This is a genomic window from Pseudomonas sp. FSL L8-0168, from assembly GCF_037976155.1.
Classification (GTDB): Bacteria; Pseudomonadota; Gammaproteobacteria; order Pseudomonadales; family Pseudomonadaceae; genus Aquipseudomonas; species Aquipseudomonas paracarnis.
The window spans coordinates 1,323,367-1,338,523 of sequence record NZ_CP150262.1; the positions used below are offsets into that span (position 1 = coordinate 1,323,367).

Here is a 15,157-nt window from a genome sequence, read left to right on the forward strand (position 1 = left end):
TCTGTACGGTGTAGGTCTGAAGGGTTATTGGGGCTGCTGCGCAGCCCAGCGGGAGCAAGCTCCCTCGCCACGGGTGGGGCGCTGGACGAAATAGCTGGGGTCGCTGCGCTGGCGCCAGATCGTCGGAATGATTTCCTGGTAGGCCTGCCACAGGTTGGCATACGGCGGCGGGCAGTCGCTGCGGATCTCTTCGTGCAGTTGACTGAGCGCGTGGTAAGGCACCATCGGGTACATGTGGTGTTCGAGGTGGTAGTTCATGTTCATGTAGATAAAGCGCAACACGCGGGTCATGTAGATGGTGCGGCAATTGCTACGGTGGTCGAGCACATCTTCGGCCAGGCCCACGTGTTGGCTGAGACCAAACAGGTAGCCGAGCCACGCGCCGTAGAGGCTGGGCAGGCCCACCAGCATCAGCGGCAACGCGCTGTGCAGGTACAGCGCGGTGCCGATGATCAGGGCGTAGATGCCGACCCAGATACGCGCATCTCGGTACACCTTGGGCCACTCGGATTCGGGGATGAAGTCCTGCTCCTGGGCACTCATTCGCCCGAACGTATGGCGGGCCACGCCGCTGAAGGTCTTCCAGGCCAGGGGTAGGTTGAACAGACTGAGGGCCATCATCCATAAGCTCGGCGGGCGCGGTTCAACGATCTCCGGGTCGCGACCGACGACGATGGTGTCGGTGTGATGGCGGGCATGGCTCCAGCGCCACACGTGGGGTTCGAAGAGGCACATGAAGCTCGCCACCTGATACAGCGCATCGTTCATCCAGCGGGTCTTGAACGCCGTGCCGTGGCCGGTTTCGTGCCAGCGCGGGTTGGAGGCCGTGCCGTAGAGCACACCGTAGGCGATGAAGAATGGCACGCAGGCCCAACTGCCCCAGAACCAGTAGCCGCCGACACCGGTGGCCAACAACGCTGAGAACCACAGGGCGGTGTCGAGCAACGCCGGAGCGTCGCGGCGTTGCATCAGGGCTTTCATGCGATTGCGCGGGATGGGCGACTGGTACCAACGGGCCGAGACCAGACCCTTGTCGGCGGCCCGGGCGGCTTCGGGGCCGGTGAGGCTGTAATCGCGCCGAGCGCGGTGAGCGGTGTGTCCAGGCATTGTTATTGTTCTCCGCAAGCGTGGGTTTCAGGGGCTTTGCGAAACCAACGATAGAGTGCGGCTAAATCACCCTCAAGGCCTTGAATCCATTCCCTATCAAGCTATCATCCAGGCCCAGCGGGGCTTGATAGTTTTCTATCAAGACGCTCAAGGGGCCTGCCATGCACAACAACAAACGCCCAACCATCGCCACCGTCGCCGCCCATGCGGGGCTCAGCGTAGCCACCGTCGACCGCGTATTGAACGCCCGCGCGCCGGTCAACCCCGGCACCGCCGAACAGGTGTTCCAGGCCGCCGAAGCGGTGGGCTATTTCGCCGCACGGCTGATCGGCCAGCGCATTCGCGAACGTCGGCCCACCTACCGTTTCGGCGTGCTGTTGCTGGGGACCGCCCAAGCCTTCTATGCGCAGTTGGCCCACGCCATTAGCGAGGCAGCGCAGCATCACGCCACCGCTAACCTGAGCTGCCAGTTCGACTACATCAACGACCGCACGCCCGGCGTCATCGTCGCGCAAATCGAACAACTGGCCGTGCAGTGCGACGCCCTCGCGGTGGTCAGCTTCGCCCATCCGTTGATCAACGCCTGCCTGGCGCAGATTCGTGAAGCAGGCGTGCCGGTGGTTGCCCTGCTTTCGGATATCCATGAACACGCTGCCGAACCCTATGTAGGCCAGAACAACCACGTGGTCGGGCGCACCATGGGCTGGCTGCTGGCGCGCACCTGCGGCGCACGCAAAGGCAGCGTGGGCATCCTGTTGGGCGGCCATCGTTTCCTCGGCCATCAGGCACGGGTCGAGGGCTTGCACAGCTACCTGGCCGAACACGCGCCGGGGCTCAAACCGTTGGAGCCGCTGATCAACCTGGACAACTGCGACATCACCGAAGAAGCCACCCTCGACCTGCTCAGCCGCCATACCGATTTGCGTGGGTTATGTGTGGTCGGCGGTGGTGGCGACGGCGTGATCAACGCCCTGGCGCAACTGCCCAAGCGCCCGGCGCTGTGCTGCATCCTGCAAGAGTCCACGCCGTTGTCGCGTCAGGCATTGAGCAACGGCTTGATTGATGTGGTGATGGACTCGCAGCCACGGCAAACGGCCGTGGCGCTGGTGGAGTTGCTGGTGCGCTTGCAGAGTGATGAGGGGTTTGACCCATTGAGGCACCGCGTGCATATACCGCCGCAGATAGTGACCCCGGAAAACCTGTGCATCTGATCGGTTTGGCTTGAGGTTTCAGCGCTCACGGAAATCAGCGGCGCTCAAGCCAAACCGGCTCATCTTGTTGTACAGCCCGCCCCGCGACACATCCAGTTGCTGTGCGGCCAGGCGAATGTTGCCGCGGGTGCTGGTGAGCGCGGCAACGATGGCGTGCCTTTCATGGCTGCTCAAATCCTGCGCGAGCTGGGGCTGGTAGGCGCGCAACGTCGGGCGTTGCTGGGTTTCCAACGGCAAGTCGGCCGATTGAATCAGCTCGCCCATCGCCAGGTTGGTCGCTCGTTCGATAACGTTCTCCAGTTCCCGCACGTTGCCCGGCCAACCATGGGCTGACAGCAACGCTAACGCATCCGGCGCGAAACCTTGCACCGTTTTACGTAGCGAGCGGGCACAGCGCTGCAGGAAGTGCCGCGCCAGCAATGGAATATCGTCACGGCGCATACGCAGTGGCGGCACGCTCAGGTTCAGCACGTTGAGTCGGTAGTAAAGGTCTTCACGAAACGCGCCCTCGGCCACCGCCTGGCTCAGGTTGCGATGGGTGGCGGCGATGATGCGCACGTCGACTTGCCGCGATTGCTTGGCCCCGACGCGGGTGATCTCACCCTCCTGCAAAACCCGTAGCAGACTGACCTGGGCGTCGAAGGACATGTCGCCGATTTCATCCAGGAAAATGGTGCCGCCATCCGCCAGTTCGAACTTGCCTGCCGCCCCACCCCGCGCCGAGCCGGTGAACGCGCCTTCGACGTGGCCGAACAGTTCACTCTGCACCAGGTCCCGTGGGATCGCGCCGCAGTTGACCGCCACAAACGGGCCGTTGCAACGCTCGCTGCCGTTGTGAATGGCCTGGGCAAACAGCTCCTTGCCGGTGCCGCTTTCGCCGAGGATCAAGGTGGTGGACTCGCTGCGACTGGCAATGCGCCCCAGGTGCAGTGCATCTTGTATGGCCCGCGAGGTGCCCAGGATGGTCTCGAAGGTATAGCGGGCCTGGGTGCCGATAATGCGCCGGGTAATCTCGCGGATACGGCGGTTTTCGCGCACCGACACAATCACCCCACCCTGCTCCAGTGGGCATACCGAAACCAGGCAGGCGAGTTGGCTGGCGTCGTGCAAGTGGAAGGTGCAATCGCGGTCGCGCACCGACTCACCCAGCGCGTCGCTCAGTTCACTGCGGCCCAGGCGTTGGAAAGGACTGCCGATCAACTCGCGCCCCACCCCGAACAGTTGCCGCGCATAACGGTTGAGCGCCTTGATGCAGCCACGCTGATCGAGCACCACCAAGCCTTCGTTGAGCACTTCGAGTACGGCCTGTTGTTCTTCCAGCAACACCTGCAGCGCCATCTGCCGCGACACCGCCTCGGCCGCCGCTTGAACGGTGCCCAGGGTATGGAAATGAAACCAGCCGGGCTCGGCGGTCAGGGTGAGCATGGCCAGGGTCTGGCCTTGGGCATCCTTGATCGGCGCGGCGGCGCAGTGCATGTGGCGCTGGCGCAGGCCGCTGGCGAAATTTTCTTCAGCCAGCACATACACCAGGCGATCTTCGGCCAGGGCCAGGCCGGTGCAGTTGGTGCCTTGCACCGCTTCGAGCAAGCGACTGCCCACCGGGGTGATGTCCACCCCGCAAAAATACAGAGTCGTGCCCTCGGCATCCGTGAGGTTGATATGCCCGCGCGGGTTGTAAGCCAGCAATCCATGCATGACTTGCGCGGCAGCGGCGATCAGGGCGCGATGGTGGGCCAGGGTCGCCGCCAGCGCATGAGGCGCAACAAAGCGGTAGTCGCTGTTACCGGGCTCGATACCCGCCTCGACACTGCGTCGCCAGGAATCCCAGATGACCTGGCGCACCCCGTCCGGACGCACGACTTTGCCAGCCAGGCACTCTCGCCACGCCTGTTCCAACGCGGCGATGGGCCCATCGTTCAGCGCGGCAGGCCCCAGGTTCGTGAGGTATTCGAGGTCTTGCACACTGAACGCCTGGGTCATTGCGGTTATCCATGTTCACATTTTCGACATGTCAGTATAGACATGTCATGAAAATGAACACTTTTAGTTTGATTAAAATAATAAGCCTTTATAAATCAGCTATTTATAAATTGGCATAGGCCTTGCTCCCGCCCCTGTGTCACCTAGGACGGTCCTGGGGGCCCACAACAACAAAAGGGGTCGTTTCATGAGCACACACAACATCCGCCTGGGTTTGATCGGTGCCGGTCGCATGGGCAGCTTCCATGGCCTTACCGCTGCACGCCATATCCCCGGTGCCTGCCTCGCCGCCATCGCCGATCCGGTTCCAGGCCAGGCCGCTCGCCTGGCAGCAGAACTGGGGGTGGACAAGGCCTACACCGACCCGCAACAGCTGCTGGACGACCCGGACATCGACGGCGTACTCATCGCCGCACCTGCCCGTAGCCATGCCGAGCTGGTGATCAAGGCCGCACGTGCCGGCAAGGGCATCTTCTGCGAAAAGCCCATGGCGATCACGCTGGACGAAGCCGACCGCGCCATCGCCGCCGCTGTCGATGCACGGGTGCCGTTGCAGGTCGGCTTCAATCGGCGCTTCGCCAGAAGCTTTCGCACAGCGCACCTCGACGTCGTCGCTGGACGTATTGGCACGCCGCAGCTGCTACGCTCGCTGACCCGCGACCCGGCGCTGAACAACCCGGCCAACTCGCCGCAATGGGTGATCTTCCTCGAAACCCTGATCCACGACTTCGACACCCTGCGCTACCTCAACCCCGGAGCCGAAGTGGTACAGGTGCAGGTGATGGCCGACGCGCTGATCGCCCCGCAATTCAAAAGCCAAGGTTTGCTCGACACTGCCGTGGTCACCCTGCGCTTTGACAACGGCGCCATTGCCACCGCCGAAGCCAGCTTCCAGGCGGTGTATGGCTACGACGTGCGCGGCGAAGTGTTCGGCAGCAAGGGCATGCTGAGCATGGGCAGCCTTAACGACTGCGACCTGGTGCGCTACCTGGCCGAGGGCATCCAGGCAGACACCCAGCGGATGGACACCGACCTGCTGCGCGACGCCTACATCGCCGAGCTCAACCACTTTGTCGACTGCCTGCGCAGCGGCGCCAAGCCCCTGGCCAGCGGTGAAGATGCGCGCGCAGCCCTGGCAATTGCCCGTGCCTGCATTGAGTCGTACCAAACCGGCAAGGCCGTGGCCGTACAAGGAGCCCGCGAATGATGCCGTTCAAATTGGCCGTCAGCGCCGAAATGGTGTTCCTCGAGTTGCCCTTCATCGAACGCGTCAAACGTATACATGCCCTGGGTTTCAGCACCGAAATCTGGGGTTGGGCCGATAAGGACATTCAGGCCTTGGCGGCGACCGGCGCGGACTTCACCTCGATGACCGGCTACCTCAGCGGCACCCTCACCGACCCCGACGGCATCCGCCAATTGCTCGACAGCGCCCGTGAGTCCCTGGGCATTGCCGAGCGCCTCAATTGCCCCAGCCTCAACCTGCATGGCACGGGCCTGGGTGAAGGCGGCCTGCCCGTGCAGGCCGTCAGCCACACCAACGGGCGCATGTGGCTGAGCGCTTGCAAGAGCCTGGAGAAAATCGCGCGCCTGGGGGAAGACGCAGGCCGCGTGTTCCTGCTGGAAAACCTCAACACCGCCGTCGACCACCCAGGTACACCGTTCGCACGTGCCGACGACACCCTGGCCCTGATCGAAGCCGTCGGCAGCCCGCATCTGAAAATGAACCTGGACCTGTACCACGCGCAGATTGGCGAAGGTAACCTCATCGAATTGATCCAGCGCGCTGGCAGCGCCATCGGCGAAATCCAGGTCGCTGATGTGCCTGGGCGCAAAGAGCCCGGCACGGGCGAAATCCACTACCCGGCCATTGCCCGGGCCTTGCACGCCATGGGTTACACCGGTGTGGTCGGCCTGGAGGGCTGGGCCAGCGGCGACAGCGAGTCGGCTCTGGAGCGTTTCCGCCAGGCATTCACCCTATAACAATAAAAGGAACAGCCTCATGCACCGTTATTCATTACTAGTGGCCGCGCTGTTGTTGATGTTCAGCCAGTGGTCCTTCGCCGCCTATCGCATCGGCGTGAGCATTGCCCGGGTGGACGATAACTTCATGACCTACGTGCGCACCGGCCTGGAGGCGGCAGCCAAACACCAGGACGTGCAGATCCAATTTGAAGACGCCCAGGGCGATGTGGTGCGCCAGCTCAATCAAGTAGAAGGTTTTCTCAACCAGAAGGTCGATGCGGTGATCGTGCTGCCGGTCGACACCGCCGCCACTGCCAACATCACCAGCGCCGCCGTGGCGGCGAAGACACCGCTGGTGTACGTCAACCGCCACCCGGATGAGCGTACGCTGCCTGCGGGCGTGGTCACGGTGGCCTCCAACGACATCGAAGCGGGGCAATTGCAGATGCGCTACCTCGCCCAAAAACTGGGCGGCAAGGGCAATGTGGCGATCATCATGGGCGACCTTGCACAGAACGCCACCCATGACCGTACCGAAGGCGCCAGGCAGGTGCTCAAGGACTTTCCGGGGATCCAGGTCGTCGAGCAGCAAAGCGCCGAATGGCAACGCAACAAAGGCATGGACCTCACCAGCAACTGGCTGCTGGCAGGTACACAGTTCGATGCCATTGTCGCCAACAATGATGAAATGGCAATCGGTGCGGCCATGGCGTTGCAGCAAGCCGGCAAGGCCAAGGGCGAGATTGCGATCGTCGGCATCGACGGCTTGCCCGACGGTTTGGCAGCGATCAAGCGTGGGCTGCTTGCTGCCTCAGTGTTCCAGGACCCCAAGGCCCAGGCGACCCAGGCGGTGCAAGCGGCGATCAAGATGATCAAGGGCGAGCCGATTGAAGCCCAAGTGTGGGTGCCGTTTGAACTGATCAAGCCCGAACAGGTGGCGGTATTCGAACAACGCTACAAATAAATCGAAGCGAAGGAAAACTAAATGTGGGAGGGGGCTTGCTCCCGATGAGGGTGGATCAGTTGTTACATCTGTGACTGATTCACCGCCATCGGGGGCAAGCCCCCTCCCACACTGGATCTGAATCAATCCAGGTCACTTGCATCATGCCGTTCTGGCAACTGCTCCTCACCCGACACCCGGTTCACCCGCCGCCCGCGCTGCACCGCCGGCCGGGCGTCAATTGCGTCGGCCCAGCGCAGCACGTGCTTGTATTCATGCACAGAGAGAAACTCCGCCGAGTCGCCATACAAGCGGCCTTTGACCAACCCACCGTACCAAGGCCATATCGCGATGTCGGCAATGGTGTATTCATCCCCGGCGATGTATTGGCTGACCGCCAGGCGCTTATCCAGCACATCCAGTTGGCGCTTGGTCTCCATGGCGAAGCGGTTGATCGGGTATTCCATCTTGCTCGGCGCATAGGCATAGAAATGCCCGAAGCCACCCCCCAGGTAAGGCGCGCTGCCCATCTGCCAGAACAGCCACGACAGGCATTCAGCCCGTGCGGCGGGCTCCGTGGGCAGGAACGCACCGAACTTCTCGGCCAGGTACTGCAGAATCGCACCCGATTCGAACACGCGAATCGGCGTGGCGCCGCTGTGGTCCATCAGCGCTGGAATCTTCGAGTTCGGGTTCACCGCCACAAAGCCACTGCCGAACTGGTCGCCGTCGCCGATCTTGATCAGCCAGGCATCGTATTCGGCGCCGCTGTGCCCCAGGGCCAGCAGTTCTTCCAGCAGGATCGTGACCTTCTGCCCATTGGGCGTGGCCAGGGAGTATAACTGCAGCGGGTGCTTGCCCACCGGCAGCGGCTTTTCGTGGGTGGCGCCGGCGATGGGCCGGTTGATGCTGGCGAAGGTGCCGCCGCTTTCGGTGTCCCAGGTCCAGACTTTGGCAGGTACGTACTCGGTCATAATCAATGCTCCAGAGGCGCTTGTGATCCACTAAGCGTTCCAGACTAAACCAAAGGTTGATGACTCGTCACACCTATCAGCATGGAAGATCCGGCATGAACGAGCGACTCGACGACCTCCTCGCCGACCACTTGCACGTACTGTTCTGCGGCATCAACCCTGGCAAGGGCTCGGCAGCCCTCGGCCTGCATTTTGCCAATCGCAGCAACCGCTTCTGGCGCACCGTGCATCTGGCCGGTTTCACGCCCCATGAAATTCGCCCGCAAGACGGCGCCACCTTGCTGCACTACGGTTGCGGATTGACCACCTTGGTGGCACGGCCAACGGCCAGTGCAGGCGAGTTGGCGCGGCATGAATTCCAGGACGCGGCGGCGGCGTTCGAACACAAGATCCGCCGCCATGCCCCGCGTTTCGTGGCGTTCCTCGGCAAGCCCGGCTATAGCGCGCTGAGCGGCCAGCGCGAGGTCGCCTGGGGTTTGCAAGCGCAGCCACTGGGCGACGCCTCGGTCTGGGTACTGCCCAACCCCAGCGGGCGCAACCTGGCGTTCAGCCTCGATCAATTGGTGCAAGCGTATCGGCTGCTGCACAACGCCGTTGCGCACGCCCGGCCCGTGCCCGTAATCTCTTGAGCCCAACACCCTGTAAGCAATGGAGGCTGCATGAAACTGGTCGGAATGCTGGACTCGCCCTACGTACGCCGCGTGGCTGTTTCCCTGGAGTTATACGGGGTGGACTTTGTGCATGAACCGCTGTCAGTGTTCAGCACTTACGCTGAATTTGCCCAGATCAACCCCGTAGTCAAGGCCCCTACCCTGGTGCTGGACGATGGGACGGTGCTGATGGATTCGAGTCTGATCCTCGATTACCTGGAAGCGCTGGCGCCGGCTGACAAGAAGCTGCTGCCCCAACAACCGGCGGCACGTGCCCGTGACCTGCAACTGCTTGGGCTCGCGCTGGCGGCATGCGAGAAAAGCGTGCAGATCGTCTATGAACACAACCTTCGCCCCGCTGAAAAATTGCATGCGCCGTGGCTTGAGCGCGTTACCGGGCAACTGCTGGCGGCTTATGCGCTGCTGGACAAGCAGCTGGCAGGCAATGAAGCGCTGACCCAGGCGTCGATTACCGCAGCGGTCGCCTGGTCGTTCAGCCAGTTCACCGTGCCCTCGGTGGTGAAGGCCGATGCGTTCCCCAACCTCAAGCGCCATGCTGAACGCCTGGAGCAGCACCCGGCGTTCAAGCGTTACCCCATCGAGTAAGCACCACAATTTAACTGTGGGAGCGGGCTTGCCCGCTCCCACACTCGATGTGCATCATTCTGAAAGTCGCGTGTTATACCCACCCGCCGTCAACGATAAAGTTCTGCGCCGAGCACATCGCCGAGGCATCCGAGGCCAAAAACAGCGCCATGTTGGCGATGTGTTCTGGCATCACGCTGCCGGGCAGGCACTGGCTGCGGGCGATGAGTTCCTTGGCGGCGTCGTCGACCCACATGGCCAGTTGTTTTTCGGTCATCACCCAACCCGGCACCAAGGTGTTGACGCGAATACGGTTGGGCCCCAGCTCACGCGCCAGGGCTCGGGTCATGCCGTGGGCGGCGGCCTTGCTGGCGGCGTATACGGGGTAGCCGGCCGAGGCCATCATCCAGCCCACCGAGCCCAGGTTGATGATCGAGCCGCTACCGGCCTCCTTCATCATGGGCACCACCGCCTTGGCGGCAAAGAAGGCGTGCTTGAGGTTGACCGCAATCAGCTGGTCGAACATGTGCGAGTCGATTTCTTCCAGGCTGTGGCGCACATCGTTCGCTGCGTTGTTGACCAGTACCGTGATCGGCCCCAAGGAATGCTCGAAGCGCCCGATCGCCGCGCGGTAGCCGATCTCGTCGGTGATATCGCAGCACTCGAACTCGACACTGTGCCCTTTGGAGTTGAGCAGCGCCGCCAAGCGTTCACCCTGGCTCTGTGCACGGTCCACAAACGCCACCTTGGCACCCTGCGCGGCGAAGGCACGCACCATGAACTCGCCAATCCCCGACGCCCCGCCGGAAACCAGCACGGTTTTGTCCTTGAGGTCGGGATAAATTGCTTGCTGGGTAGTCATAACAATCAGTGCTCCGCTTAATTAGTCTTATTTTATTTTGCAAGAACGGCGTTAAAGGCTATAAATCTGCTGTCATATCGACAAAATATCTCAAATTAGTAGAACTATTCCAGCAAAACAACAAAAGGAAGTTCGACCATGAAGCACCCTCGATACCTGCTGTCCGGCCTCGCGCTGTCCATGCTGATCGCCAGCGGTGGCGCGCACGCCGCCGGCCTTAGCAGCGAACACAAACCCTTCGGCAAAACCAACGATGGCACCGCCGTCGAACAGTACGTGTTGCGTAACAGCCATGGCATGCAAGCCACGGTGATCACCTACGGCGGCGTGCTGCAGTCGCTAAAAGTGCCAGACAAACACGGCAAGCTCGACGACGTGGTGCTGGGCTTCGATGACGTGCAAGGCTATCAAGGCGGTACCGCGTTTTTCGGCGCGACCATTGGCCGCTTCGGCAATCGACTGGCCGGCGGCGCCTTCGAACTCGACGGCAAACGCTACCAGGTACCGCTCAACGACGGCCCTAACTCATTGCATGGCGGCGCCCAGGGCTTCGACAAGCAGGTGTGGCAAGCCAAATCGGTCAAGGACAAGGATTCGGTGGGCGTCACCCTCACCTACCTGTCCAAAGATGGGGAAATGGGCTTTCCGGGCAACTTGAAAACCGAGGTCACCTACCGCCTCAACGACCACAACGAACTGCACATCGACTACACCGCCACCACCGACAAACCGACGGTGCTCAACCTCACCAACCACAGCTACTTCAACCTGGCCGGCGCGGGCAACGGCGACATTCTCAAGCAGGTCGCCACCTTGCACGCCAGCCACTACACACCGGTGAATGCCACCTTGATTCCCACCGGCGAACTGGCGCCGGTCAAGGGCACGCCCATGGACTTCCTGAAGCCCACACCCATCGGCCAGCACATCAAGGCAGACCATCCGCAGCTCAAATTCGCCGAGCCCAAGCAAGGTGGCTTCGACTTCAACTGGGCGCTGGATACCAAAGGCGACGTCAAGCAACTGGCCGCCGAGGTGCATGATCCTGAATCAGGCCGACGTTTGCAGCTCTACACCACAGAGCCTGGCGTGCAGTTCTATACCAGCAACTTCCTGGACGGTTCGGTGAAGGGCAAAGGCGGCAAGACGTACCAGCACTGGAGTGGGTTTACCTTGGAGACCCAGCACTTTCCCGATGCGCCTAACCAGCCGAGCTTTGCCTCAACGCGTTTGAATCCAGGGCAGACTTACACCCAACACACTATTTTCAAGTTCACCGCTGATTAAATTGTGGGAGCTGGCTTGCCTGCGATGGCGGTGGCACAGGCTACACAATTATTGCCTGAACCAACGCTATCGCAGGCAAGCCAGCTCCCACATTGGTTTTTCACAGCGCCTGGGTTCAGCGTTGTTTCATGCGGTCGATGACCACGGCCAACAGCAGGATCGAACCGCGGATCACATACTGGTAAAAGGTATCGATGTTCTTCAGGTTCATCGCATTCTCGATGATCGCCAGAATCAACACCCCGGCGATCACATGGCGGATCATGCCGATGCCGCCGCTCAGCGACACCCCACCCAGCACGCAGGCCGAGATCACCGTCAGCTCGAAACCCTGGCCGATCATCGGTTGGCCAGAGGTCATGCGCGAAGCCAGGATCACCCCGGCCAAGGCGCCGATCAGGCCATGGATGGCGAAGATCAGGATCTTGGTGCGGTCAACGTTCACGCCCGCCAGCAGCGCCGCCTCCGGGTTACCGCCGATGGCCATGGTGTTGCGCCCATAGGTGGTGTAGTTGAGCAGCCAGCCGAAGAACAGGAAGCAGACAATGGTGATCAGAATCGGCACCGGCACGCCGAACAATTGGCCGTTGCCGAACACGAAAAATTGCTCCTGGGACACGCCTACCGCCTTGCCGTCGGCAAAGATGTAAGCCAGGCCGCGCACGATCTGCATGGTCGCCAGGGTAGTGATCAAGGCGTTGACCCGCAGCTTGGCGATCACGATGCCGTTGATCAGCCCCACCATCAGGCCCATCAGCAGCGCTGCACCAATGCCCAGCATCACGCTGTCGGTATCGCGCATTACAATCGCCGCAACTACCCCGGCGCAGGCGATCACCGAGCCTACCGACAGGTCGAAGTGCCCCGAGGCCAGGCAGAACAGCATGGTGCACGCGGCAATACCGACAGTCGAAATCGCCAGGCCCAAGCCGCGCATGTTGAGCGGAGAGAGGAAGTTATCGATCAGCAGCGCGCACAGTACGAAGATGCCCACCGCCGCCAAGAGCATCGCCCAGTTATCGAGCAATGCACGCATATCGAGGGGTTTGCGTGCCGAGGGCAACGCGTTGTTTTGAATGGTCATGGTCGTCTCTCAGTTCGCCAGGCCGCGTGGCAAGGCCAGCTGCAGCAGGTTGGATTCAGTCGCGTGCTCGCGCAGTTGTTCGCCGCGCAGGGCGCCTTCGCACAGCACCAGGATGCGGTCAGAGATGCCCATCACCTCCATCAGGTCGCTGGACACCACGATCACCGCAATGCCACTGGCCGCCAGGTTATGGATGATCTGGTAGATCTCCGACTTGGCGCCGATGTCGATACCGCGAGTGGGTTCGTCGAGCAGCAACACCTTCATCGGCATCGACAGCCAGCGGCCAAGAATGGCTTTCTGTTGGTTGCCGCCGGACAGGTACAGGATCTTCTGCGCCGCGTTCGGCGTTTTGACCCGCATCGCCTGGATCTGTCGGTCGGCGTTGCCTTTCTCCCAGCCTTCGCGCAACAGCCAGCCAAAGGTGGAATGGGCGCCACGGGCGCTGATGTTGATGTTTTCAGCGACGCTGCCCAGCGGGATGATGCCCTCTTTCTTGCGATCCTCCGGACACAGCAATACCCCGGCGGCGATGGCGTCCCGGGGTGAGCGCAGTTGCAGCGCTTGCCCGCACAGTTCCAGGTTGCCGGCACTGGCGCGCTCTAGCCCACTGAGCAGGCGAAACAGCTCGGTACGCCCCGCCCCCACCAGCCCGAACAGGCCCAGGATCTCGCCCTTGCGCACCTGGAAACTGATCGGTTCACGCAGGCCCGGGCCGAGCAAGCCGTCCACCTTGAGCGCCACTTCGCCTTGCTCGCGCGGGCGGTAATCGTAGATGTCCTGAATATCGCGACCGACCATGCAGGTCACCAACTGGTCGTGAGTCAGCGTGCTCATGTCCTCGAAAGTACGCACGTAGCGGCCGTCCTTGAACACCGTCACCGCATCGCAGATACGGAACACTTCTTCCATACGGTGCGACACGTAGAGCACCACTTTGCCCTCGTCGCGCAGGCGCGTGATGATCGCCATCAAGCGGTCGATTTCCCGCGCCGATAAACTGCTGGTGGGTTCATCAAAGGCGATCACGTTGGCGCCGCGAGACAGCGCCTTGGCGATTTCCACCAGTTGGCGCTGGCCCAGGGACAGGCGCCCGAGTTTCTCGTCGGGGTCGATTTCATCGGCCAGCCCCTTGAGACACGCCAGGGCCTGCTTACGCAGCAGGCTCCGGTTGACCACGCCAAAGCGCGTGGGCAAATGCCCGAGGAACAGGTTCTCGGCCACGCTCATTTCCGGCACCAGGTGCAGCTCTTGGTGAATCACCGCCACACCGCTGGCGATGCTGTCGGCGGCGCATTTGAAGGCCATGGTCTGCGCGCCGATCTGCACCGTGCCGCTGGACGGAATGTAGGCGCCGCCGAGGATTTTCAGCAGCGTCGACTTGCCTGCGCCGTTCTCGCCCATCAGCGCGTGCACCTGCCCGGGGTGGGCGGTGAAGCAAATGCCGTCCAGCGCCTTGACCCCGGGAAAGGTCTTGCCGATACCGTCAAACCGCAGGGCCGCAGCGGTCATTTCCACAGCCCGATCTTGGTCAGTTCCGCCTGGAAGTTTTCACGGGTGATCAGCGTCACTTCGTCCATGGCCGTGTATTTCGGCGGCTCGGTGCCTTGGGTAACCCACTCGTACATCATCTCAGCGGTTTTGTAGCCTTCAATGTGCGGGCTGGGCAGCATTGAGCCGAAGAAGCCGCTGTTGGCTTTCTTCAATTCGCCGATGGCGTCGGTGCCATTGATGCCGATACCGATCACGTTGGCTGCGGCGAAACCGGCACTTTCGGTGGCACGCACGCCGCCGAGCACGGTGTTGTCGTTCATGCCGCCGATGATCAGGTTCTTCGCCCCACTCGGCAGCTTGACCAGGGCCGAGTTGGTGGCGTCCATGCTGCCAGGTACGTCGAGGGTTTTGAGCGCGGCGGTGAGGATGTGGTCCTTGGGAATCCCGGCTTCCTCCAGGGATTTGATCGAGCCGTCGGTGCGTTTCTTGCCGGTGTCGAGTTCGTTGAAGGTATTGATCACCGCGTAGGTGTCCTTCCAGTCCCAACCACGTTTTTTCGCTTCGGCGGCCATGGCGGCGCCTTGCTTCTGGCCGACTTCAAACGCGGCCATGCCCAGGTACGGCACGTCTTCCATGAAGTTGCCCTTGGCATCGACAAAGCGGTCATCCACGGCCATCACTTTCAAGCCGTTGGCCTTCGCTTTGGCGACAATGGCCGGGCCCAGGGACACGTCCGGCGGGCAGATCACGAAGCCTTTAGCGCCGTTGGCGGCCAGGCTGTCGATGGCCGAGAGGGTTTTCTCGCCGTCGGGCACCGCGATCTTGATGAGTTTGAAGCCTTTGTCCTGGGCGGCTTTTTCCGCAAACGCCCACTCCGTCTGGAACCAGGGCTCTTCGGCCTGCTTGACCAGAAAGCCGATCTTCACGTCTTCAGCGGATACGATGCTGCTGAGGCTGCTTAACGCAACAGCGGCAGCCAGAACGCGTAGAACCTTTTTCATGAACGACACCTCTT

14 protein-coding genes are annotated in these 15,157 nt (G+C 61.8%); 7 read left to right on the top strand and 7 right to left on the bottom strand.

The window, feature by feature from the left end:
- Positions 1-24: 24 nt before the first annotated feature.
- Positions 25-1,107: a fatty acid desaturase family protein gene (locus tag MHH62_RS05470; protein ID WP_339232620.1), complete on the bottom strand. Its 1,083-nt coding sequence runs from the start codon at positions 1,105-1,107 to the stop codon at positions 25-27.
- 161 nt (positions 1,108-1,268) lie between these two features.
- Between MHH62_RS05470 and MHH62_RS05475 the strand changes: the two genes are divergently transcribed.
- Positions 1,269-2,318 carry a LacI family DNA-binding transcriptional regulator gene (locus MHH62_RS05475; protein WP_020303158.1) on the top strand — a complete coding sequence of 350 codons (1,050 nt, stop codon included), beginning with the start codon at positions 1,269-1,271 and terminating at the stop codon, positions 2,316-2,318.
- Between the two features lie 18 nt (positions 2,319-2,336).
- Here the strand turns inward: MHH62_RS05475 and MHH62_RS05480 are convergent, their stop codons facing one another.
- Positions 2,337-4,298 (bottom strand): sigma 54-interacting transcriptional regulator, encoded by a 1,962-nt coding sequence (locus tag MHH62_RS05480; protein WP_339232621.1) that lies wholly within the window; start codon positions 4,296-4,298, stop codon positions 2,337-2,339.
- Between the two features lie 187 nt (positions 4,299-4,485).
- Between MHH62_RS05480 and MHH62_RS05485 the strand changes: the two genes are divergently transcribed.
- Genes MHH62_RS05485 through MHH62_RS05495 form a run of 3 tightly spaced genes read left to right on the top strand, consistent with a single transcriptional unit; the run spans position 4,486 to position 7,227 of the window.
- Entirely contained in the window at positions 4,486-5,505 is a 1,020-nt protein-coding gene (locus MHH62_RS05485) for a Gfo/Idh/MocA family oxidoreductase (protein WP_019817321.1), read from the top strand.
- Positions 5,502-6,281: a TIM barrel protein gene (locus tag MHH62_RS05490; protein WP_014718082.1), complete on the top strand. Its 780-nt coding sequence runs from the start codon at positions 5,502-5,504 to the stop codon at positions 6,279-6,281. The genes MHH62_RS05485 and MHH62_RS05490 overlap by 4 nt, the downstream gene beginning before the upstream one ends.
- Before the next feature lie 19 nt (positions 6,282-6,300).
- On the top strand, positions 6,301-7,227 hold the full coding sequence (locus MHH62_RS05495) for a sugar ABC transporter substrate-binding protein (RefSeq protein WP_339232622.1): 927 nt from the start codon (positions 6,301-6,303) through the stop codon (positions 7,225-7,227).
- 122 nt (positions 7,228-7,349) lie between these two features.
- On the opposite strand, the gene yghU is transcribed toward MHH62_RS05495, so the two are convergent.
- Complete coding sequence (gene yghU, locus MHH62_RS05500) at positions 7,350-8,180, bottom strand: glutathione-dependent disulfide-bond oxidoreductase (RefSeq protein WP_020303155.1); 831 nt, start codon at positions 8,178-8,180, stop codon at positions 7,350-7,352.
- 95 nt (positions 8,181-8,275) lie between these two features.
- Between yghU and mug the strand changes: the two genes are divergently transcribed.
- Positions 8,276-8,809, top strand: a complete 534-nt coding sequence (mug, locus tag MHH62_RS05505; protein WP_014718079.1) for a G/U mismatch-specific DNA glycosylase — start codon at positions 8,276-8,278, stop codon at positions 8,807-8,809.
- A gap of 30 nt (positions 8,810-8,839) precedes the next feature.
- Positions 8,840-9,436 carry a glutathione S-transferase family protein gene (locus MHH62_RS05510; protein ID WP_019817325.1) on the top strand — a complete coding sequence of 199 codons (597 nt, stop codon included), beginning with the start codon at positions 8,840-8,842 and terminating at the stop codon, positions 9,434-9,436.
- A 73-nt stretch (positions 9,437-9,509) separates the two neighbouring features.
- On the opposite strand, the gene MHH62_RS05515 is transcribed toward MHH62_RS05510, so the two are convergent.
- Positions 9,510-10,277 (bottom strand): SDR family oxidoreductase, encoded by a 768-nt coding sequence (locus MHH62_RS05515; protein WP_014718077.1) that lies wholly within the window; start codon positions 10,275-10,277, stop codon positions 9,510-9,512.
- Between the two features lie 138 nt (positions 10,278-10,415).
- Here MHH62_RS05515 and MHH62_RS05520 point away from each other — a divergent pair, with 138 nt between their 5' ends.
- Complete coding sequence (locus tag MHH62_RS05520; RefSeq protein WP_073454270.1) at positions 10,416-11,564, top strand: aldose epimerase family protein; 1,149 nt, start codon at positions 10,416-10,418, stop codon at positions 11,562-11,564.
- A 115-nt stretch (positions 11,565-11,679) separates the two neighbouring features.
- Here MHH62_RS05520 and araH read toward each other — a convergent pair whose 3' ends face one another.
- Genes araH through MHH62_RS05535 form a run of 3 tightly spaced genes read right to left on the bottom strand, consistent with a single transcriptional unit; the run spans position 11,680 to position 15,143 of the window.
- Entirely contained in the window at positions 11,680-12,648 is a 969-nt protein-coding gene (gene araH, locus MHH62_RS05525; RefSeq protein ID WP_014718075.1) for an L-arabinose ABC transporter permease AraH, read from the bottom strand.
- A gap of 9 nt (positions 12,649-12,657) precedes the next feature.
- The gene (araG, locus tag MHH62_RS05530) at positions 12,658-14,160 is read right to left on the bottom strand and encodes an L-arabinose ABC transporter ATP-binding protein AraG (RefSeq protein WP_339232627.1); all 1,503 of its coding nucleotides are present in this window, start codon (positions 14,158-14,160) and stop codon (positions 12,658-12,660) included.
- Positions 14,157-15,143 carry a substrate-binding domain-containing protein gene (locus MHH62_RS05535; protein ID WP_339232628.1) on the bottom strand — a complete coding sequence of 329 codons (987 nt, stop codon included), beginning with the start codon at positions 15,141-15,143 and terminating at the stop codon, positions 14,157-14,159. The genes araG and MHH62_RS05535 overlap by 4 nt, the downstream gene beginning before the upstream one ends.
- Between the last annotated feature and the right edge of the window lie 14 nt (positions 15,144-15,157).